Origin of the sequence: Pseudomonas fluorescens (assembly GCF_902497875.1) — a bacterium.
GTDB lineage: Bacteria > Pseudomonadota > Gammaproteobacteria > Pseudomonadales > Pseudomonadaceae > Aquipseudomonas > Aquipseudomonas fluorescens_BR.
Genome location: NZ_CABVHY010000006.1, coordinates 182,052 through 202,415, shown reverse-complemented (window position 1 = coordinate 202,415; position 20,364 = coordinate 182,052). Strand labels below are relative to the sequence as shown.

At 60.4% G+C, this 20,364-nt stretch carries 19 protein-coding genes; 14 read left to right on the top strand and 5 right to left on the bottom strand.

Going from position 1 to position 20,364, the window contains the following annotated elements:
- The first annotated feature begins 179 nt into the window (after positions 1–179).
- The 14 genes from F8N85_RS07940 to F8N85_RS07875 all read left to right on the top strand — a co-directional run bounded on the left by F8N85_RS07940 (position 180) and on the right by F8N85_RS07875 (position 14,570).
- Entirely contained in the window at positions 180–1,862 is a 1,683-nt protein-coding gene (locus F8N85_RS07940; protein ID WP_150803094.1) for a flavin monoamine oxidase family protein, read from the top strand.
- 13 nt (positions 1,863–1,875) lie between these two features.
- Positions 1,876–2,670 carry a carbon-nitrogen hydrolase family protein gene (locus F8N85_RS07935; RefSeq protein WP_150803093.1) on the top strand — a complete coding sequence of 265 codons (795 nt, stop codon included), beginning with the start codon at positions 1,876–1,878 and terminating at the stop codon, positions 2,668–2,670.
- A gap of 48 nt (positions 2,671–2,718) precedes the next feature.
- Entirely contained in the window at positions 2,719–5,202 is a 2,484-nt protein-coding gene (gene pqqF / locus F8N85_RS07930; protein WP_150803092.1) for a pyrroloquinoline quinone biosynthesis protein PqqF, read from the top strand.
- 139 nt (positions 5,203–5,341) lie between these two features.
- Positions 5,342–5,416 carry a pyrroloquinoline quinone precursor peptide PqqA gene (pqqA, locus tag F8N85_RS07925; protein WP_003194766.1) on the top strand — a complete coding sequence of 25 codons (75 nt, stop codon included), beginning with the start codon at positions 5,342–5,344 and terminating at the stop codon, positions 5,414–5,416.
- A gap of 85 nt (positions 5,417–5,501) precedes the next feature.
- Positions 5,502–6,413 carry a pyrroloquinoline quinone biosynthesis protein PqqB gene (gene pqqB, locus F8N85_RS07920; RefSeq protein WP_150803091.1) on the top strand — a complete coding sequence of 304 codons (912 nt, stop codon included), beginning with the start codon at positions 5,502–5,504 and terminating at the stop codon, positions 6,411–6,413.
- Positions 6,414–6,636: 223 nt separating this feature from the next.
- Positions 6,637–7,389, top strand: coding sequence for a pyrroloquinoline-quinone synthase PqqC (gene pqqC, locus F8N85_RS07915; RefSeq protein WP_150803090.1), 753 nt, complete (start codon positions 6,637–6,639; stop codon positions 7,387–7,389).
- A complete protein-coding gene (gene pqqD / locus F8N85_RS07910) occupies positions 7,386–7,661 on the top strand; it encodes a pyrroloquinoline quinone biosynthesis peptide chaperone PqqD (RefSeq protein ID WP_150803089.1) in 276 nt (91 codons plus the stop codon). The genes pqqC and pqqD overlap by 4 nt, the downstream gene beginning before the upstream one ends.
- Entirely contained in the window at positions 7,633–8,805 is a 1,173-nt protein-coding gene (gene pqqE, locus F8N85_RS07905) for a pyrroloquinoline quinone biosynthesis protein PqqE (protein WP_150803088.1), read from the top strand. Before pqqD ends, pqqE begins: the two co-directional genes overlap by 29 nt.
- Entirely contained in the window at positions 8,771–10,600 is a 1,830-nt protein-coding gene (locus F8N85_RS07900) for a S9 family peptidase (protein WP_150803087.1), read from the top strand. The genes pqqE and F8N85_RS07900 overlap by 35 nt, the downstream gene beginning before the upstream one ends.
- Positions 10,601–10,826: 226 nt before the next feature.
- Positions 10,827–11,327: an urease accessory protein UreE gene (gene ureE, locus F8N85_RS07895; RefSeq protein WP_150803086.1), complete on the top strand. Its 501-nt coding sequence runs from the start codon at positions 10,827–10,829 to the stop codon at positions 11,325–11,327.
- Entirely contained in the window at positions 11,324–11,998 is a 675-nt protein-coding gene (locus tag F8N85_RS07890; RefSeq protein ID WP_150803085.1) for an urease accessory protein UreF, read from the top strand. Before ureE ends, F8N85_RS07890 begins: the two co-directional genes overlap by 4 nt.
- 9 nt (positions 11,999–12,007) lie before the next feature.
- Positions 12,008–12,622, top strand: coding sequence for an urease accessory protein UreG (gene ureG, locus F8N85_RS07885; protein ID WP_150803084.1), 615 nt, complete (start codon positions 12,008–12,010; stop codon positions 12,620–12,622).
- A 40-nt stretch (positions 12,623–12,662) separates the two neighbouring features.
- Entirely contained in the window at positions 12,663–13,235 is a 573-nt protein-coding gene (locus tag F8N85_RS07880; RefSeq protein WP_150803083.1) for a HupE/UreJ family protein, read from the top strand.
- 201 nt (positions 13,236–13,436) lie between these two features.
- Entirely contained in the window at positions 13,437–14,570 is a 1,134-nt protein-coding gene (locus F8N85_RS07875) for an AGE family epimerase/isomerase (RefSeq protein WP_150803082.1), read from the top strand.
- Positions 14,571–14,729: 159 nt separating this feature from the next.
- On the opposite strand, the gene F8N85_RS07870 is transcribed toward F8N85_RS07875, so the two are convergent.
- The 5 genes from F8N85_RS07870 to F8N85_RS07845 form a co-directional block, all read right to left on the bottom strand.
- The gene (locus tag F8N85_RS07870) at positions 14,730–15,497 is read right to left on the bottom strand and encodes an SDR family oxidoreductase (RefSeq protein ID WP_150803081.1); all 768 of its coding nucleotides are present in this window, start codon (positions 15,495–15,497) and stop codon (positions 14,730–14,732) included.
- Positions 15,498–16,520: 1,023 nt separating this feature from the next.
- Positions 16,521–17,237 carry an ABC transporter ATP-binding protein gene (locus F8N85_RS07860; protein WP_150803079.1) on the bottom strand — a complete coding sequence of 239 codons (717 nt, stop codon included), beginning with the start codon at positions 17,235–17,237 and terminating at the stop codon, positions 16,521–16,523.
- Positions 17,234–18,109 (bottom strand): ABC transporter ATP-binding protein, encoded by an 876-nt coding sequence (locus F8N85_RS07855; RefSeq protein WP_150803078.1) that lies wholly within the window; start codon positions 18,107–18,109, stop codon positions 17,234–17,236. Before F8N85_RS07855 ends, F8N85_RS07860 begins: the two co-directional genes overlap by 4 nt.
- A complete protein-coding gene (livM, locus tag F8N85_RS07850; RefSeq protein ID WP_150803077.1) occupies positions 18,106–19,386 on the bottom strand; it encodes a high-affinity branched-chain amino acid ABC transporter permease LivM in 1,281 nt (426 codons plus the stop codon). The genes F8N85_RS07855 and livM overlap by 4 nt, the downstream gene beginning before the upstream one ends.
- Before the next feature lie 2 nt (positions 19,387–19,388).
- A complete protein-coding gene (locus F8N85_RS07845) occupies positions 19,389–20,303 on the bottom strand; it encodes an ABC transporter permease subunit (RefSeq protein ID WP_150640417.1) in 915 nt (304 codons plus the stop codon).
- Positions 20,304–20,364 lie beyond the last annotated feature (61 nt).

The following is a 20,364-nucleotide window of genomic DNA, read 5'->3' as shown; positions in this document are numbered from 1 at the left end:
CCCCGAACAGTCATTTAGCTCAGTAGCTTCGTCAAATTGCTAAACAAGCATTCATATCGACGACACATTGCGTCTTATTAACGTGTTCTACGCTCCTTAGAATGGCGGCAGTCTTTTTACTACTTCCTATACTCAGCTGCGGGCCACGGTACCGCGCGAGTCGCCAGCAAGGGTCAGCCATGAACAAGAACAATCGCCATCCTGCAGACGGTAAAAAACCGGTCACTATTTTCGGCCCGGACTTTCCGTTCGCGTTCGACGACTGGATCGAGCACCCGGCCGGCCTGGGCAGTATTCCAGCGCAGAACCACGGGGCCGAAGTGGCGATCGTCGGAGCCGGGATCGCCGGGCTGGTGGCCGCGTACGCGTTGATGAAGCTGGGCTTGAAACCGGTGGTCTATGAGGCTTCTAAGATGGGCGGACGTTTGCGCTCCCAGGCCTTTGAAGGCGCTGAAGGCATCATCGCCGAGCTCGGCGGTATGCGTTTCCCGGTGTCGTCCACCGCGTTCTATCACTATGTCGACAAGCTCGGCCTGGAAACCAAACCCTTCCCCAACCCGCTGACTCCCGCCTCGGGCAGCACGGTGATCGACCTCGAAGGCCAGACCCACTACGCGCAGAAGCTCGCCGACCTGCCGGCACTGTTCCAGGAAGTCGCCGACGCCTGGGCCGATGCACTGGAGGACGGTTCGCGCTTCGGCGAGATCCAGCAAGCGATCCGCGACCGCGATGTGCCGCGCTTGAAAGAGCTGTGGAACACCCTGGTTCCGCTCTGGGATGACCGCACCTTCTACGACTTCGTCGCCACCTCGAAAGCCTTCGCCAAGTTGTCCTTCCATCACCGCGAAGTGTTCGGCCAGGTTGGCTTCGGCACCGGCGGCTGGGATTCGGACTTCCCCAACTCGATGCTGGAAATTTTCCGCGTGGTGATGACCAACTGCGACGACCACCAGCACCTGGTGGTTGGCGGCGTCGAGCAAGTGCCGCTGGGCATCTGGCGCCATGTACCCGAGCGCTGTGCCCATTGGCCCGCAGGCACCAGCCTGAGCTCGCTGCACAGCGGCGCGCCGCGCACTGGCGTTAAACGCATCGCCCACGCGGCCAACGGTCGTTTTGCCGTCACCGACAATTGGGGCGATACCCGGGAATACGCCGCGGTACTGACCACTTGCCAGAGCTGGCTGCTGACCACCCAGATCGAATGCGACGAAACCTTGTTCTCGCAGAAGATGTGGATGGCCCTGGACCGCACCCGCTACATGCAGTCGTCGAAAACCTTCGTCATGGTCGACCGGCCGTTCTGGAAGGACAAGGACCCGGAAACCGGGCGCGACCTGATGAGCATGACCCTCACCGACCGCCTGACCCGTGGCACTTACCTCTTCGACAATGGCGACGACAAGCCCGGGGTGATCTGCCTGTCGTATTCGTGGATGAGCGACGCGTTGAAAATGCTCCCGCAACCGGTGGAAAAACGCGTGAAGCTGGCGCTGGACGCGTTGAAGAAGATCTACCCGAAAGTCGATATCGCCGCGCGTATTATCGGCGACCCGATCACCATCTCCTGGGAAGCCGATCCGCATTTCCTCGGTGCCTTCAAGGGTGCGCTGCCGGGCCACTATCGCTACAACCAACGCATGTATGCACACTTCATGCAGCAAGACATGCCCGTCGAGCAGCGCGGAATCTTCATTGCAGGCGACGATGTTTCATGGACCCCGGCGTGGGTTGAAGGCGCAGTGCAGACTTCGCTGAATGCCGTGTGGGGCATCATGAAACACTTCGGCGGCGAGACGCCTGCGCAGAACCCTGGCCCGGGTGATGTGTTCCATGAAATCGGCCCGATAGCCCTGCCCGAGTAAAAGGAAGCTCACTATGCGTGTCGCCCTCTACCAATGCCCACCGCTGCCACTGGACGTGACTGGCAATCTGCAGCGTCTGCAACACCTGGCGATGGAAGCCAGGGACGCTGATTTGCTGGTGCTGCCGGAAATGTTCCTCAGCGGCTACAACATCGGCGTCGAGGCGGTCGGCGCACTGGCCGAGGCGCGCGATGGCGAGTCGGCACAACGCATTGCCAACATCGCCAAGTCTTCGGGAGTGGCCATCCTCTATGGCTACCCGGAGCGCGGCGACGACGGGCAGATCTACAACGCCGTGCAGTTGATCGATGCCAAGGGCCAAAGCCTGTGCAATTACCGCAAGACTCATTTGTTCGGTGAGCTCGATCACTCGATGTTCAGTGTCGGCCCCGACGAGTTTCCCCTGGTGGAGTTGAACGGGTGGAAGCTAGGCTTTCTGATCTGCTACGACCTGGAATTCCCGGAAAATGCCCGCCGACTGGCCCTGGCCGGTGCCGAGCTGATTCTGGTGCCGACGGCGAATATGATTCCGTACGACTTTATCGCCGACGTCACCGTGCGTGCCCGCGCCTTCGAAAACCAGTGTTATGTGGCTTATGCCAACTACTGCGGCCATGAAGGCGAGATCCACTACTGCGGTCAAAGCAGCATTGCCGCACCGGATGGCAGTCGTCTCGCCCAGGCCGGTCTGGATGAGGCGTTGATTGTCGCAACCCTGGATCGCCAATTGATGATCGATTCACGCGCGGTCAATCGCTACTTTCATGATCGTCGACCCGAGCTTTATGGCGACCTGAACAAGCGCTGATCGGTGGTTATCCGCTAGCATGAGCGCTTCACTGTTCTGGAAGTGCTCATGCCCGCGCTGAACCACCCTCATCCCCACACTGAGATCCTGGCTAACGGGCTACGGATCTCTCTGCGTCACGCGCCACGCTTGAAGCGCTGCGCCGCTGCCTTGCGGGTCGCCGCCGGGAGTCACGACGTGCCGCTGGCCTGGCCTGGCCTGGCGCACTTTCTTGAGCATCTGTTATTTCTCGGCACCGAACGCTTTCCCGCAAACGATGGGTTGATGGCCTACGTGCAACGCCACGGCGGACAGCTGAACGCTAGCACTCGCGAGCGCACCACCGATTTCTTCTTCGAATTGCAACCAAATGCCTTCGCCGGCGGACTTGAGCGTTTGTGCGACATGCTCGCCCACCCGCGTCTGAATCCAGACGATCAGTTGCGCGAACGGGAAGTGCTGGAAGCGGAGTTCATTGCCTGGTCTCAGGATGCTGAGGCGCAGCGACACGTCGCCTTGTTCAACGGGCTCTCGCCCGATCATCCCTTGCGTGGCTTCCATGCCGGCAACCGCGACAGCCTGGCGGTGCAACAGCCTGAGTTTCAACAGGCATTAAGCGCGCTCTATCAACGCTTCTTTCAGACCGGCCAAATGACCTTGAGCCTTGCCGGGCCACAGTCTGTGGATGAATTGCTGAGCTTGGCGCAACGCTTCAGCACCGACTTCACCGTCGGTGAGCAGCAACCGCAAAGCGCCCCGCCCACGTTGATGACAACCGCAAATGGCAGTTATCAACAGACTGACGAACGCCGATTCAACCTGCTGTTTACGTTTGAACGCTTGCCGAACGCCTCCGCTGAAGCGTTGGATTTTCTCTGCACCTGGCTGAACGCTTCGAAACCGGGAGGTTTGTTCGCCGAGTTACGCCAGCGCCAACTGATCGACAACCTGAAGGCGACGCCGCTGTACCAGTTCGCCGGACAAGCGGTGCTGCAGGTCGAATTCAAGCTGACGGCCAACGCCGCAACGCAAACCGGGACAATCAGCGAGCTGCTTGGCGATTGGCTGAGCTTCTTCGCTGGCCATGCCGATTGGTCTGAACTGCGCGAAGAATATGCCTTGTTGCAACGGCGAAAACGTCAGGCCAGCGACGCCTTGATGCTTGCCCGTCTGGATTGCGAGAAGTTGGAGCCAGAACTCTCGGAGTCGGGTGCGATTGCCCTCAAGGCGATCTTGCAGCAGATGAATCCCACGCCTGTGGATAACTTGACTGTCGCTTGGCAGCTGCCGCCTGCTAACCCTTTCCTACGCACCGCCGAGGCGCCAGCGCCGGCTGGGTTGATCCGTGGACAAACCAGCGCCCATCGGGGCTTGCGCACGTTTGCCCAGGATCGAACGCGCAGTCGCCGTGAACATTCGCCCATGCAGTTCAGCCCGGCACTGGCGGACGACAGCGGCGAAGCGGCGATTTACCTGCGCTGGCGTCTCGACCCGGCACCGTCAGCCAATCTTCAACCGACACTCGCCCGCAGTCTGCAAAGCCTGTGCGACGACGCCCGTCAGGCGGGCGTCGAGCTGTCCTTCAGCGAAACGGGCAACCAATGGCTGCTGAAAATGAGCGGGCGGCATGAGCCGATGCCGGCGATTCTCGAACAGGCGCTGCTGTGCCTGACGAAACCCGCCGCCGATGCCTGGAAAAGCAATGACTCGCCTGTGCCGATGATTGCGATTCGGCAGTTGCTCAAAGAGCTGCCCGAGCAATGCCTGGGACAGAGCCCGCGTCCTGCGCCGCAGCCTGTCAGCCATGCGGATCTGCAACAACAGTGGGCCACTGCACGCTGGGATGGACTGAGCGCAGGTCTGCCGGCAACCGGTCAAACGGCAATCACCCGTGTATTGAACCGCGTGCCTGGCATTCCCGACAGTAAGATGACAGCGGCCGCCTCCATTGCCGGCCAACACCTCTGGAGTGAAGTACCCAGCGACGCCAATGAAAATGCGCTGCTGCTGTTTTGCCCTACGCCCACTCAGGCATTGGCCGACGAAGCCGCGTGGCGCCTGCTGGCCCAACTTTGCCAAACGCCTTTCTATCAACGCCTGCGGGTCGAACTGCAATTGGGCTATGCGGTGTTCAGCGGTGTCCGCCAGATCAACGGGCAGACTGGGCTGCTGTTCGGCGTGCAATCGCCGAACGCATCGGTGGAAAAGATCCTCGAACACATCGAAGCCTTCCTGAAGCGACTGCCCGAACTCATCTCGACGCTCGATGATGCGTCTTTGATCAATCAACGTCAGACCCTGGCCGAACAACTCGACGGCAATACCATGCCGCTTGCCCAGGCCTTTGAACTGCTGTGGCAGGGCAAACTGGGCGGCCATTCGTCGGATTACCTGCTTCAGTTGCAACAGGCCGTGTTGCTACTGGACCGCACAGCGTTGCTCGACGCGGCAAGGCGGTTGATTCACGCAGAAGGTGGCCGTAGATGCCTGGCCAGCGGTGCCTGCCCGGATGGCACCTGGCAACCGACTGCCCGATCATTACCGGGGCTGTAATGAGCTTTCTTCGATAGATATCTCCAATTAGCGGAAACGTTTCAGTACCATAGCCCGGCAAACATATGAACACCTCCCACGGGAGGTGGACTATATGTATAGAGTGGAATTTTTCTCACCCGCCTGAAGGAACGTTTTTATGACCTGGTCCAAACCTGCTTACACCGACCTGCGTATCGGCTTTGAAGTCACCATGTACTTCGCCAGCCGTTAATTCTGCCTTTGAGTAGAAAACGTGGTGCAACGCCTCGGCCAGCCCGGGGCGTTTTTATTTTCAGCTTTTGAGTAATGGAGCGGCGATGTTTGTCCAGATTCTAGGTTCCGCCGCCGGCGGTGGGTTCCCGCAGTGGAACTGCAATTGCGTGAACTGCGCGGGTTTTCGCGACGGCAGCCTGCGGGCCGAGGCACGCACCCAGTCGTCCATCGCGATCTCCGATGATGGCGTGAACTGGGTGCTGTGCAATGCCTCGCCGGACATCCGCGCGCAACTGCAGAACTTCGCCCCGATGCAACCGGGCCGTGCCCTGCGCGATACCGGGATCAGCGCGATCATCCTGATGGACAGCCAGATCGATCACACCACCGGCCTGCTCAGCCTGCGCGAAGGCTGCCCGCACCAGGTCTGGTGCACCGACATGGTCCATGAGGACCTGAGTAGCGGTTTCCCGCTGTTCACCATGCTCACTCACTGGAATAGCGGGTTGAACTGGAACCGCATCGAGCTCGAAGGCACGTTCACCATCCCCGCCTGCCCGAACCTGCGCTTCACCCCGCTGCCGCTGCGCAGCGCCGCACCACCCTACTCGCCCCATCGCTTCGACCCACACCCCGGCGACAATATCGGGCTGATCGTCGAAGACCTGCGCACCGGCGGCAAGCTGTTCTACGCGCCGGGCCTGGGCAAGGTCGATGCACCGTTGCTGGAAATCATGGCCGGCAGCGACTGCCTGCTGGTGGATGGCACGATGTGGGACGACGACGAAATGCAGCGCCGTGGCGTTGGCACCCGTACCGGTCGGGAGATGGGCCATCTGGCACAGAACGGTCCCGGCGGCATGCTGGAAGTACTGGAACAGTTGCCCAAGCAGCGCAAAGTGCTTATCCACATCAACAACACCAACCCGATTCTCGACGAAGACTCCGCCGAACGTGCCGAACTTCTACGACGAAAGGTCGAGGTGGCTTACGACGGAATGAGTATTGAGCTGTAGCCGCGATCGTCACACGATCAATTGCAGGCAATTGTGGCGAGGGGGCTTGCCCCCGTTGGGCCGCGCCACGGTCCTGAAATCATCCAACGCAACTGATCTGATAGAACGCATGAACCGGTTTCACGACTGCTTCGCAGCCGAACGGGGGCAAGCCCCCTCGCCACAGGGTTTGCGCGAAAGCAGCTTACCCAGACGACATAAAGTTGTTCCCCGGAGAACCGAAATGCCTGACCAACCAATGTCCCCCGCCGAATTCGAACAGGCGCTGCGCGCCAAGGGTGCCTACTACCACATCTATCACCCTTATCACGTGGCGATGTATGAAGGTCGGGCGACCCGCGAGCAGATCCAGGGCTGGGTTGCCAACCGTTTTTATTATCAGGTGAACATCCCGCTCAAGGACGCGGCGATCCTGGCCAACTGCCCGGACCGCGAGGTCCGCCGCGAGTGGATTCAGCGCCTGCTGGACCACGATGGCGCGCCCGGTGAAGACGGTGGCATCGAAGCCTGGCTGCGGCTGGGCCAGGCGGTCGGCCTCGACCCGGATCAACTGCGCTCCCAGGAACTGGTCTTGCCCGGCGTGCGTTTTGCCGTCGACGCCTACGTCAACTTCGCCCGCCGGGCCAATTGGCAGGAAGCCGCCAGCAGCTCGTTGACTGAACTGTTCGCCCCGCAAATCCACCAGTCGCGACTCGACAGCTGGCCGCAGCATTACCCCTGGATCGACCCGGCCGGTTATGAGTATTTCCGCATGCGCCTGAGCCAGGCTCGACGGGATGTGGAGCACGGCATGGCGATCACTCTGCAGCACTACACCACGCGGGTCGGCCAGGAGCGCATGCTGGAAATTCTCCAGTTCAAACTGGACATCCTTTGGAGCATGCTCGATGCCATGAGCATGGCCTACGAACTGAACCGCCCGCCTTATCACAGCGTGACCGAACAGCGGGTCTGGCACAAAGGGATCACCCTATGAGTTTCGATCGCAGCAAGACCCCGACCTGGCGGACCGGCTACCGTTACCAGTACGAACCGGCGCAAAAAGGCCATGTGCTGCTGTACCCCGAAGGCATGATCAAACTCAACGAAAGTGCCGCGCTGATTGGCGGCCTGATCGACGGAGAGCGTGACGTCGCGGCGATCATCGCCGAACTGGACGCCAAATTCCCCGGCATACCCGAGCTCGCTGACGACATCGAGCAATTCATGGAGGTCGCCCGTGCACAGCACTGGATCGAACTTGTCTGAACAGGCGCTACGGATACCGCCCAAGCCTGAGATCGGCCTGCCCTTGTGGCTGCTGGCCGAGCTGACCTACCGCTGCCCGCTGCAATGCCCCTATTGCTCCAATCCGCTGGATTTCGCCGAGCAGGGCAAGGAGCTGAGCACCGAACAGTGGATCAAGGTGTTCCGCGAAGCACGGGAGATGGGCGCCGCGCAGCTGGGTTTTTCCGGCGGCGAACCGCTGGTGCGCCAGGACCTCGCCGAGCTGATTGCTGAAGCCCGCAAGCTGGGTTTCTACACCAACCTGATTACCTCCGGCATCGGCCTCACCGAGCAGAAAATCAGTGACTTCAAGAAAGCCGGGCTGGACCATATCCAGATCAGTTTCCAGGCCAGCGACGAGCAAGTGAACAACTTGCTGGCCGGTTCGAAAAAAGCCTTCGCGCAAAAGCTCGAAATGGCTCGTGCGGTGAAAGCCCACGGCTATCCGATGGTGCTGAACTTCGTCACCCATCGGCACAACATCGACAAGATCGACCGCATCATCGAGCTGTGCATCGCACTGGAAGCCGACTTCGTCGAGCTCGCCACCTGCCAGTTCTACGGCTGGGCTCAGCTCAACCGAGTCGGCCTGTTGCCGACCAAAGATCAACTGGTTCGCGCCGAACGTGTCACCAACGAATACCGCGTCAAACTGGAAGCCGAAGGGAATCCGTGCAAGCTGATCTTCGTCACTCCGGATTACTACGAGGAACGCCCCAAAGGCTGCATGAACGGCTGGGGCAGTATCTTCCTCACCGTCACTCCGGACGGCACTGCCCTGCCGTGTCACGGCGCGCGGCAGCTGCCGGTGCAATTCCCGAACGTGCGCGAGCACAGCATGCAGCACATCTGGTATGACTCGTTCGGCTTCAACAAATTTCGCGGCTATGACTGGATGCCCGAGCCCTGCCGCTCCTGCGACGAGAAAGAAAAGGACTTCGGCGGCTGCCGCTGCCAGGCCTTCATGCTCACCGGCGATGCGAGCAACGCCGATCCGGTGTGCAGCAAATCGGAACATCACGGCGTGATTCTCAAGGCCCGCGAAGAAGCCGAGCACGCGACCCAGACCATCGAACAACTGGCCTTTCGCAATGAACGAAACTCACGCCTCATCGTTAAAGGCTGAACCTTTCAGCGCCGCCCGGGCTGTCGCCGCCGGTATCGACTTCGCTGAACTGCAAGTCGGCCGGCACGGCCTGTTCTGGAATGAATACCGCCCCGAAGATGCGGCCTGCCGGATCTGGCACTGGCACGCGGGTCAAGCCCGCTGCCTGACGCCCTCGGGGTTCAGCGTGCGCAGTCGGGTCTATGAATATGGCGGCGGTTCGTTCTGCCTGAGCGATGACGGGCTGGTGTTCGTCAACGAAACGGACCAGCAAGTGTATCGGCAATCACTGCAAGGCGAGACTCCCCAGGCGTTGACCCAGGGCGTGTGCCGTTATGGCGATCTGCAGTTCGCGGCCGGACAGGTTCTGGCAGTCGAAGAGAACCTTGATCAACACCGATTGGTCGCCATCGATAGCGCCAGTGGGCAACGTCAGTTACTGGCCGAAGGCGCGGACTTCTACGCTGCGCCGACCTTGAGTCCAGATGGTCAGCGGCTAGCCTGGATCGAATGGGATCGTCCCCATCAACCCTGGACCTCTACCCGCCTGATGGTGGCCGAGCATCAGGTGGGCAGCGATTGGAGCCCACCGCGTTGCGTGGCCGGCGATGGCGCCGAAGAGTCCCTGCAACAACCGCGTTTTGATCAGTCTGGCGGTCTTTATTGCCTGACGGATCGCGCAGGGTTCTGGCAACCCTGGATCGAATCCGCATCAGGCTTTAGCCCGCTGCCCAGTGCTGCAGCCGATCACGCACCCGCGCCCTGGCAACTGGGTGGCAGTAGCTGGTTGCCACTGGGTGAAGGCGCCTACCTGGCGAGCTGGACCGAAGCGGGTTTTGGCCGATTGGGGCTGCGCAAAGGTGATGGATCACTGGAAGATTTCACCGGCGGTTACAGCCGATTCCGCAATCTGGCGCTGGATAAACAGTTTGTTTACTGCATAGTTGCGTCGCCCGTGAGCCCCGCGGCGGTAGTCGCCATCCATCGCGATACCCATGAGGTCCAGGTACTCGCCGGTGGTATTGCGCCCTTGCCTGCCGAGCAGATCAGTCGTCCGCAAACCTTGCGCTACCCAAGCGGCAAGGACGAAGCCCATGGCTTTTTCTACCCGGCCATGAACGGCGTCGCCAAACCGCCCTTGGTGGTGTTTATCCACGGCGGCCCGACTTCCGCCTGCTACCCGATGCTCGATCCGCGTATCCAGTACTGGACACAACGAGGCTTTGCCATCGCCGACCTCAACTACCGCGGCAGCAGCGGCTACGGTCGCGCCTATCGGCAAGCGTTGCATTTGAGCTGGGGCGAGGTGGATGTCGAGGACGCGTGCGCCGTCGTCGCCTACCTCGCCGGGCAAGGGTTGATTGATGGCGAAAACGCCTTCATCCGTGGCGGCAGTGCCGGCGGTTACACCACCCTCTGCGCGCTGGCGTTTCACCAGGTTTTCCGCGCTGGCGCCAGCCTGTACGGTGTCAGCGATCCGATCGCGCTGGCTCGCACAACCCACAAGTTCGAGGGTGATTACCTCGACTGGCTGATCGGCGACCCCGAACAGGACGCCGAGCGCTACAACGCCCGCACACCACTGCTGCATGCCGGCAACATTCGCGTGCCAGTGATATTTTTCCAGGGCGAACTCGACGCCGTGGTCGTCCCGCAACAGACCCGTGACATGCTCAAAGCCTTGCAGGACAACGGCATCCCGGCCCAGGCTCATTACTACCCCGACGAACGCCACGGTTTTCGCAAGGCTGGCAATCAAGCTCATGCGCTGGAGCAGGAGTGGTTGTTTTATCGCGGGGTGATGGAGCCTGACTGACGGAGCTGAGCAGCGGGTGAACACCGGCTGCCCGCCGAGGGGGCAAACCTCTCGCCGCAAAACGGTGCGCCGACTTCTTCGCCGCACCATTCCCACGCAAAACCTGCGCCCTCCCTTTCTGGCGCAGGCAACGCACCTACAGTGTTTTCGGTTTTTTCCTACATCCAGCGCTGTTGGCAAGGGCCTTGCTCTAGCCTGAACAACGTCTCTTGCTGGAAGCCCTCCAATGCTGGTGATTCATCGCAGAATCGACCCTCAACCCCTCTGGACCGCCGAACTGCACCTGAATTTCGAGGCACGCAGAAAAAGCCGGCTGCGCTGTTTCAGTGCCGATGGTGAAGACGTCGGTCTGTTTTTGGAGCGTGGTCAACCACCCTTGCATGACGGCGAGTTCCTGCAAGCCGAAGACGGGCGCATCGTGCGAGTCTGCGCTCGTCCCGAGCGGCTGCTGCACGTCACCTGCGCCAATGCCTTTGAGCTGACCCGAGCCGCCTATCATCTGGGCAATCGGCATGTCGCGCTGCAGGTCGGTGATGGCTGGCTACGCCTGCTTGACGACTACGTCCTCAAGGCCATGCTTGAACAGCTTGGCGCCCACACCGAGCCCCTCGAAGCGCCATTCCAGCCGGAACAGGGTGCCTATGGCGGTGGCCACCACCATTCACGGCATGGCGACGAAGACTTCAACTACCCACCACGCCTGCACCAGTTCGGCGTACGCCCATGAACCCGGCCTGGGCCTTGCTGCGTCTGGCCAGCCCGCAACTGCCGATCGGCGGCTACAGCTATTCCCAAGGGCTGGAAATGGCCGTGGAACAGGCTCGAGTCAGCGACCCGCAAACGGCCCGACGCTGGATCAGCGATCAGTTGCTGCTCAACCTGGCGCGCTTTGAAGCACCGCTGTTGCTCGCTCACTGCCGCGCCGCGGCGGACGAAGACTGGGCCGAACTGTTGCAACACTGCGAAGCACACCGTGCCAGCCGCGAGACCCGCGAACTGCATCAGGAAAGCCGGCAAATGGGCTACTCCCTGCAACAGCTGCTCAATGGCTTGCCGGAACTCGACGCCCCCGCCCGGAGCTTTCTTGCGCAACATCCAGAACCGCACCTGGCTCTTGGCTGGGCGCTGGCCGCTCGCGCTTGGCAAATCAGCCCGCAGGACGCGCTGGCCGCCTGGCTCTGGAGCTGGCTGGAAAATCAACTGGCGGTGCTGATGAAGACCCTGCCGCTTGGCCAACAAGCTGCCCAGCGTCTTACCAGCGAACTGCTGCCGGTGCTGCAGCAAGCCCAGCACAAGGCTTCGAACATCGCTCCCGATCAGTACGGCAGCGCCACTTTCGGCCTGTCCCTGGCGTGCATGGCCCATGAGCGCCAGTACAGCCGTCTATTCCGCTCCTAGGAGAAACACATGAACGCACAACCGTTGCGCGTTGGTATCGGCGGCCCGGTCGGTTCCGGCAAGACCGCCCTGACTCTGGCCCTGTGCCTGGCCCTGCGCGAACGCTACAACCTGGCGGTGGTCACCAACGACATCTACACCCGTGAAGACGCCGATTTCCTGGTGCGAAATGCGGCGTTGGCGCCGGAGCGGATTATCGGTGTGGAAACCGGCGGTTGCCCGCACACGGCGATTCGTGAGGATGCCTCGATCAACCTCGAAGCGGTCGATCAGTTGAATCGGCGCTTCCCCGGTCTCGATCTGATTCTGGTGGAGTCCGGCGGCGACAATCTGTCGGCGACCTTCAGCCCCGAATTGTCGGACCTGACCATCTACGTGATCGACGTCTCGGCCGGTGACAAGCTGCCACGCAAGGGCGGCCCGGGGATCTGCAAATCCGACCTGCTGGTGATCAACAAGATCGACCTGGCCCCACTGGTGGGCGCTTCGCTGGAGCTGATGGACAGCGACACCAAACGCATGCGCGGCGATAAGCCGTTCGTTTTCAGCAACCAGAAAACCGGCTTTGGGCTGGACGCAATCATCGCTTTTATCGAACGCCAGGGGCTGCTGACCGCGGCCTGATGCCTTCATTGAAAAAGAACATCAACAAGGAAGCTTATTCATGACACTCAAACGCATCCTCGGCGCCGTCGCCCTGCTGCTCACTCCCGCTCTCGCCTTCGCCCACCCCGGCCATGGCGATAACGGTTTGATCGCCGGCATCAGCCACCCGATCGGCGGCCTCGATCACCTGCTGGCGATGCTCGCGGTTGGCTTGTGGGCTGCGCAACAACAAGGGGCGGCGCGCTGGGCGCTACCCTGCACCTTTGTCGGCACTATGTTGATTGGAGGCCTGCTTGGTTTTGAAGGGCTGAACCTGCCGGCGCTGGAAAGTGGAATCGCCGCTTCGGTACTGGCGCTGGGACTGGCCGTGGCGCTGGCAGTGCGTCCGCCGTTGAGCCTGGCGCTTGGCGCAACAGCCCTGTTTGCCCTGTTCCATGGCGTGGCGCATGGCCTGGAGCTGCCGGAGATGTCCAGCCCTTGGGCCTATGCCGCAGGTTTCGTTGCCGCCACGGCGGCGCTGCATGCTGTTGGTTTCGTGGTAGTGCGCGTACTGCCGCGAGCGGCTGCACCACTGGTGAGGCTGGCCGGGGCGGCGTCGGCGGCGACTGGGGTTTGGTTGTTGGCGGGCTGAATTTTCAGCATTTGCTCTGGCCTCATCGCGAGCAAGCTCGCTCCCACCTTAGATATTCGTCGATCACATAACTTGTGATCGACACAGGTCCAGTGTGGGAGCGAGCTTGCTCGCGATTGGCGGTCTGAAAGACACAACCTCTCTCATGCCAACCTCTCTGCTACCATGTCGCGCAAACACCCCTGCCGTGACGACGCGCCGATGCCCGATGTTTCCAGCTCCGCCTCCCAGCCTGAATTGACCGCTTTGTTCGCGGCCGTGCAGCAGCATTTCCATGATGTGATCGTGCCGCTTTGGCAGGGTCCTGGCTGGAATGCCGAGCTGGCGCTGCCCTATGAAGCGCTGGACGCCGAACATCGGCCCTTGCCGCCACAACGTTACCGGGCCATGGCCTGCGCGCGTCAGCTTTACCTGTTTTCAAGCCTGATCGGCGAACCCGGGTTTGCCGCTGCCGAGGACCACGCCGCGGCGCTGTTCCGCTCGTTGCAGCGGCATTTCCACGATGCCGAGCATGGCGGCTGGTTCTACAGCATCGACGCCCAAGGCACGCCGCTGGACCAACGCAAAGACCTCTATACCCACGCGTTCATCATCTTCGCCTGCGCCCATTACTGGGACAAGGTTCGTGAACCGCTGGTGGAGTCGGTGCTCGATGCCGCCCTGGAAATGCTGGCCGAGCACTTCGCCAGCGACGACGGTTTGTATGAAGCCAGTCTCGAGCGGGACTGGTCATCGCTCAAATCCGGGCCCTTGCAGAACCCCCTGATGCACTTGGCCGAAGCCTTCCTTGCCACGCTATCGGTTCGCCAGGACGCCGCCGTGCAATCGGCCCTTGGCTCACTGTGCGATGCCATGCAAAGGCGCTTCATCGACCGTCAGCACGGCGTAATGATGGAGAAGCCATTGGGGGCTGTGGATAACTGGTTCGAGCCGGGGCATCAGTTCGAGTGGTTCTTCCTGCTCGAGTCTTCCCCATTGCTCAAAGGCTCGCCGCTGCACGCCTCGCTGGAACGCGCCTTCGCCTATGCCGAACAGGTCGGCGTCGATCCGCAAACCGGCACCGTCAGTGGCATGCTGGATACCGACGGAAGCGTTCGTGACGGTACTCAGCGGATCTGGGCTCAAGCCGAATACCTGCGCGCCCTGACGTTGCGGCCAGACGCCCAGCCGCTGTTGCAACGCCAGTTGAATGCGCTGCAACAGCGGTTTCTGCATGCCGGTGGCTGGTATGAGTGCCTGGATGCGGCAGGCACAGTGAGCCGTCGGGATATGCCATCGACCACGCCTTATCATTTGGCGACCTGCTATCGCGGCCTGGTCGAATACTTCGGCTGACTGTCAGACCCGTGTGGTGAGGGGCTTGCCCCCGTTCGGCTGCGCAGCAGTCGTAAAGCCAGCAAACGCGGTCTTGCTGATAAATCGCGGTTGCAGGTTTTAGGGCCGCTACGCGCCCTAGCGCGGGCAAGCCCGCTCGCCACAAGGGGCGACTCGGTTTTAACCCTTGGCCCCGCGCTCAATGGCAAAACCACCCCAGGTCTGGCTCACCGGCATCAGCTCGAGGCTGTTGATGTTGATGTGCGCCGGGGTGTTGAGGACCCAGAAAATCGTCTCGGCGATGTCCTGCGGCTGGATCGGCTCGGCGCCAGCGTACGTCGCATCGTAGCGGGCCTGGTCACCGGCAAAGCGCACCAGCGAGAACTCGCTTTCGCACAGACCCGGCTCGATGTTGGTCACCCGCACACCGGTGCCCTGCAGGTCGCAGCGCAGGTTCAGCGAGAACTGTTTGACGAAGGCCTTGCTCGCGCCATAGACGTGGCTGCCCGGGTACGGATAGTTACCGGCGATGGAGCCCAGGTTGATGATCCCGGCACCGCGACCGTGGGCAATCAAGCGTGGCAGCAACAAGCGGGTGCTGTACATCAGGCCCTTGATGTTGGTATCGACCATGGTGTCCCAGTCGTCCAGATCGCACTTGGGCGCCGGGTCGACGCCCAGCGCCAGGCCGGCGTTGTTGATCAGCCCGCGCAGCTTGCTGAAGGATGGCGGTAGATTGGCAATCGCCTCCTCCATGGCCTTGCGATCACGTACATCAAGCACCAGGCCATGGACTTCGGTCTGCTTCGAGAGTTCGGCGCACAAGGCATTCAGGCGCTCTTCACGACGGCCTGTCAGCACCAATGACCATCCCGCCTCGGCAAAACGACGGGCACAGGCTTCACCAAAACCGGAGGTCGCGCCGGTAATAAACAGGGTGTTGGACATCGTGTTCTCCTTGCTGGGCCTGAATCAGCCATCATTGAATAAAAGTCGCCTTGCAGCATGCCCGGCTGGCGCCATAGCGGCAACCGAAGCAAAGGAAAAGTATGCGGCACAACCCTTCGTAGCAGCTGGCGAAGCCTGCGTTCGAGCGCGAAGCGGTCGCAATCCAGGCGACTCGGTTTCACCAAGTTAATCGCGGGCACCTGATTTACGACCGCTTCGTCCGAATGCGGCCCAGGCCGAACGCAGCCTTCGGCAGCTGCTACGAAGAGCATAATCACTGTACAAAAATTGATCACTCGATCCAAAGCCCGGCCCACCGTGGCCTGCAGCCATGTGCACGCATCTTATCCACAGCCCCGTCCACAGTCTTTGGGGGCAAGTGCAATTTCCTCGGAGCCGCTATCCACAAGGCCTGCAGCGTGACTTTGCAAGTATTTTGCTTGACCCGCGGGAGCGTCACATGCAGCCCTCTGCAATCAGTGCGCCCTTTCCGTTCTCCCCACGATGGCGCCAAGCCAGTAATTACGCCGTCTTGCCGCTTCTTTCCAGAGTTTAACCACAGACTTATCCACAGGCTGTGCAACGCCTTTTCGGTCCATCTGCTGCGACAATAAAAAGGTTGACAACGCCCGCCTAAAGCCACGTAAAAACCCTTGATCAAAAAACAACCACAACTCTGAAAGCCACGTAAAACAAGGCGTCCAGCCAGATACTCCCACGTTACCCACAGTCAGTTCCACAGCAAACGGGGACAAGTCAAAACTGTGACAAAACAGTTATTTGCAGCGGCTTTATGTCGCGCTTTAACAGGTTGTTAAATTTGTTTTCCACAATTTCTCAAAAGAGCAACACGGTCCTTGTGGGAGCGAGCTTGCTCGCGATGACTGCAGCACATTCAGCACTGCGGTCCCTGACGGATTGCTATCGCGAGCAAGCTCGCTCCCACAAAGGATTAGTGGTGTTTTGCAGACCGAAAAAAGCCCCGGCGATCACTCGCCGAGGCTGGGTCCTGCAAGAAAGAACTCAGTGACCGCCGAGATAGGCGTTGCGCACCTCTTCGTTGACCAGCAGCTCCTTGCCGGTACCGCTCAAGCGGATTTCGCCGTTGACCATCACATACGCCCGATCCGACAACTTGAGCGCATGGTTGGCGTTCTGCTCCACGAGAAAGATCGTCATACCGGTCGCAGCCAGCTCGCGCAGGGTGGCGAAGATCTGTTTCACCACGATAGGCGCCAGCCCCAGGCTCGGCTCGTCGAGCAATAGCAGCTTGGGTCGGCTCATCAGCGCCCGAGCGATGGCGAGCATTTGCTGCTCGCCGCCGGACATGGTCATGGCTCGCTGAGTACGCCGCTCCTTGAGCCGTGGGAACAGCTCGAACATGCGCTGCATGTCCTCGGTGGCGTATTTGTCACCGATCGGAATGGTGCCCATCAGCAGATTTTCCTCGACCGTCATGTCGGGGAATACCCGCCGTCCTTCCGGCGATTGAGCGATGCCGTGGGAGGCGATGTAATGAGACGATTTGTGGGTAATGTCGACTCCCTGGTAGATGATCTGCCCATCCTCGGCCCGAGGCTGACCGAAGATCGACATCAGCAGCGTCGACTTGCCGGCCCCGTTGGAGCCGATCAGGGCGACGGTTTCCCCTTCATTGATGTGCAGCGAGACCTTCTTCAGGGCCTGGATCGGCCCGTAGAACACATCGATCTCTTTCAGTTCGAGGATCGGTTGACTCATACCAGCTCCTCTTCATCAGCGCCCAGGTAGGCAGCGATCACCTTCGGATCGTTGCGGATCGCTTCAGGGCCACCTTCGGCAATCACGTTGCCGTGGTCCAGCACCACAATGTGGTCGGAAATGCTCATTACCATGCCCATGTCGTGTTCGATCAGCACCACAGTCAGATCGTGTTCGTCGCGCAGCAGCCGGATCATCGCGCTCAGCGCTTCGGTTTCTTGAGGGTTGAGGCCGGCAGCCGGTTCGTCGAGGCAGATAAGCTTGGGCCGGGTGCACATGGCCCGGGCGATCTCCAGGCGCCGTTGCTGTCCGTAGGACAACTCACCGGCCAGACGGTTGGCGCAGTCCACCAGATTCACCACTTCCAGCCAGTAAAACGCGTGATCCAGCGCATCGCTTTCAGCCTTGCGATAGCCCTTGGTGTTGAAAATTCCGGACAGCAAGTTGCGGTTGACCCACATGTGCTGGGCCACCAGCAGGTTTTCCACCACCGACATTTCCCTGAACAGGCGAATGTTCTGGAAGGTCCGCGCCAGCCCGGCGCGGTTGATCAGGTGAGTGCCGCCAAACATCTTGTAGAACAGCCGGCTGGCGAAGCTTCTCGGCGAGACGAAATCGGTCGCGCGAAAGGGCTCGCCAAGCATCTTGATGACGTTGATGGGCTCGCCACGGGTATTGAGCTCGATCTTGCCGCCGGAGGCTTTGTAGAAGCCGGTCAGGCAGTTGAACACCGTGGTCTTGCCTGCGCCGTTGGGGCCGATCAGAGCGAAGATCGAGTTGCGTTTGACTTGCAGGCTGACGTCGCTCAGGGCTTTGATGCCGCCGAAGTGCATCATCAGGTTCTCGACCGAGAGAATGACTTCATCGTTCATGGCGCCACTCCTTTACGCGGGGTCACACCGGTACGGCTGATGCGAATCAGGCCCCGTGGTCGCCAGATCATCATCACCACCATCAACACGCCGAACAGCAGCACCCGATATTCGGAGAAGGTGCGCAGCAACTCCGGCGCGACCGTGAGCACGAACGCGGCGATCACCACACCGACCGTCGAACCCATGCCGCCCAGTACCACGATGGCAAGAATCAGTGCCGATTCGAAGAAGGTGAACGATGACGGGTTGACGAAGCCCTGGTAGCTGGCGAAAAACACCCCAGCCAAACCCGCCGTGGAAGCACCGATGGTGAAGGCCGAGAGCTTGACCAGCACGTGGTTCAGGCCCATCGAGCGACAGGCGATTTCGTCTTCACGCAACGCTTCCCAGGCCCGGCCGACCGGCATCCGCGTCAGGCGATGCTTGATATAGAGCACCAGCAATACCACCAGGAACAACACGATGTAGATGAACAGGAACTTGATGTTGGGGTTGTATTCAAGGCCGAAGAACTCATGGAACGGCACCCCTCCTTCCTTGGCCCGGCGTCCGAACTCCAGGCCGAAAAAGGTCGGCGATGGCACCGGCATGCCGTTCGGCCCGCCAGTGAAGGACAACCAGTTGTTGAGGACCAGACGAATGATCTCGCCGAAACCCAGGGTCACGATGGCCAGGTAGTCCCCATGCATTCGCAAGACCGGGAAGCCGAGCAGGCATCCCGCGAGCCCCGCCGCCAGGGCCGACAATGGCAACACCGTCCAGAACCCCAGTCCGAGGTATTGATAACCCAACGCCAGGCCATAGGCGCCGATGGCATAGAACGCCACGTAGCCCAGATCGAGCAAGCCGGCCAGGCCGACCACTATGTTCAGCCCAAGGCCGAGCAACACGTAGATCAGGCCGAGAATGACCACGGTCAGAATGTACTTGTTGGCAAAGAACGGAAACACGATGGCGATCACGATCAGCGCCGGAATGATCCAGCGCAGCCGTGACTTGTAGTCCGGCGCCAGCACATGCACACCTGAGCCCGTGCTTTCGAAGCCATGGAGGATTTTCAAACCTTTGGGGGTTTGCATGAACAAGCTCATTGCAAAGCGTCCGACCATGACGATCGCCACCAGCCAGCCAACGCGCGCGGGCTGGAGGTTGAAGCTGTAGCCGTCGAGCACTACGCCGACAATCGGCCCGAACACGATCAGCGAGATCAGCCCGGCCAGAACGGCGTCAATGACACTTTTTTTGATATCAATCGGTTTATTGGCAGCAGACATACTTACACCTTCGCCACGAGTGGGCGACCCAGCAGGCCTTGAGGACGGAAGATCAGGATCAGCACCAGCAGCGAGAAACTGAACACGTCTTTATAGTCAGAGTTGATCAGGCCGGAGAACAGCGACTCGGAGATCCCGAGAATGATCCCGCCGAGCATGGCGCCGGGCAACGAACCGATCCCGCCCAGTACCGCCGCGGTGAACGCCTTGATGCCAATGACGAAGCCGGCATAGAAGTCGAACGTGCCGTAGTTCATGGTGATCAGCACACCGGCCAGGGCCGCCATGGCTGCACCGATGATGAACACGTAGGAAATCACCCGGTCAGTGTTGATCCCCAGGATCGAGGCCATCTTGCGGTCTTGCTGGGTGGCGCGGCACATGCGCCCGAGCTTGGTGTACTTGATGATGTAGGTCAGCACGGCCATCCCGGCGAATGCTGCGATCAGAATGAAGATCTTGGTGTAGGTGAGCTGGACGAAACCAGTGCCGATATCGACTTTCAGCGCGCCGGCAAGCAGCGTCGGCACACCTTGTTGTTTTGCACCCTGACTGATCTGCGCGTAGTTCTGCAGAATCAGCGAGATGCCGATGGCGCTGATCAGCGGTGCCAGTCGGGTAGAGTTGCGCAGCGGTTTATACGCGACACGCTCGATGACCCAGCCATAGATCCCCGTCACAACGACGGTGAAGACCAGGGTTCCGAGAATGAGCAGCGGGAAGGATTCGATACCGAAGTAGGCCAGCAGAGCCAGACTGATTGCCGCGAGGTAAGCGGAAATCATGTAAACCTCGCCGTGGGCGAAGTTGATCATGCCAATGATGCCATAGACCATTGTGTAGCCGATGGCGATCAGACCATAGACGGACCCTAGGGTCAGTCCATTGATCAGTTGCTGCAGGAAAATACCATCCATAACGCAATCTCACACACTTGAGAGACTGCACAAACACTTGCTGCGACGGCTTGGGGTTCAA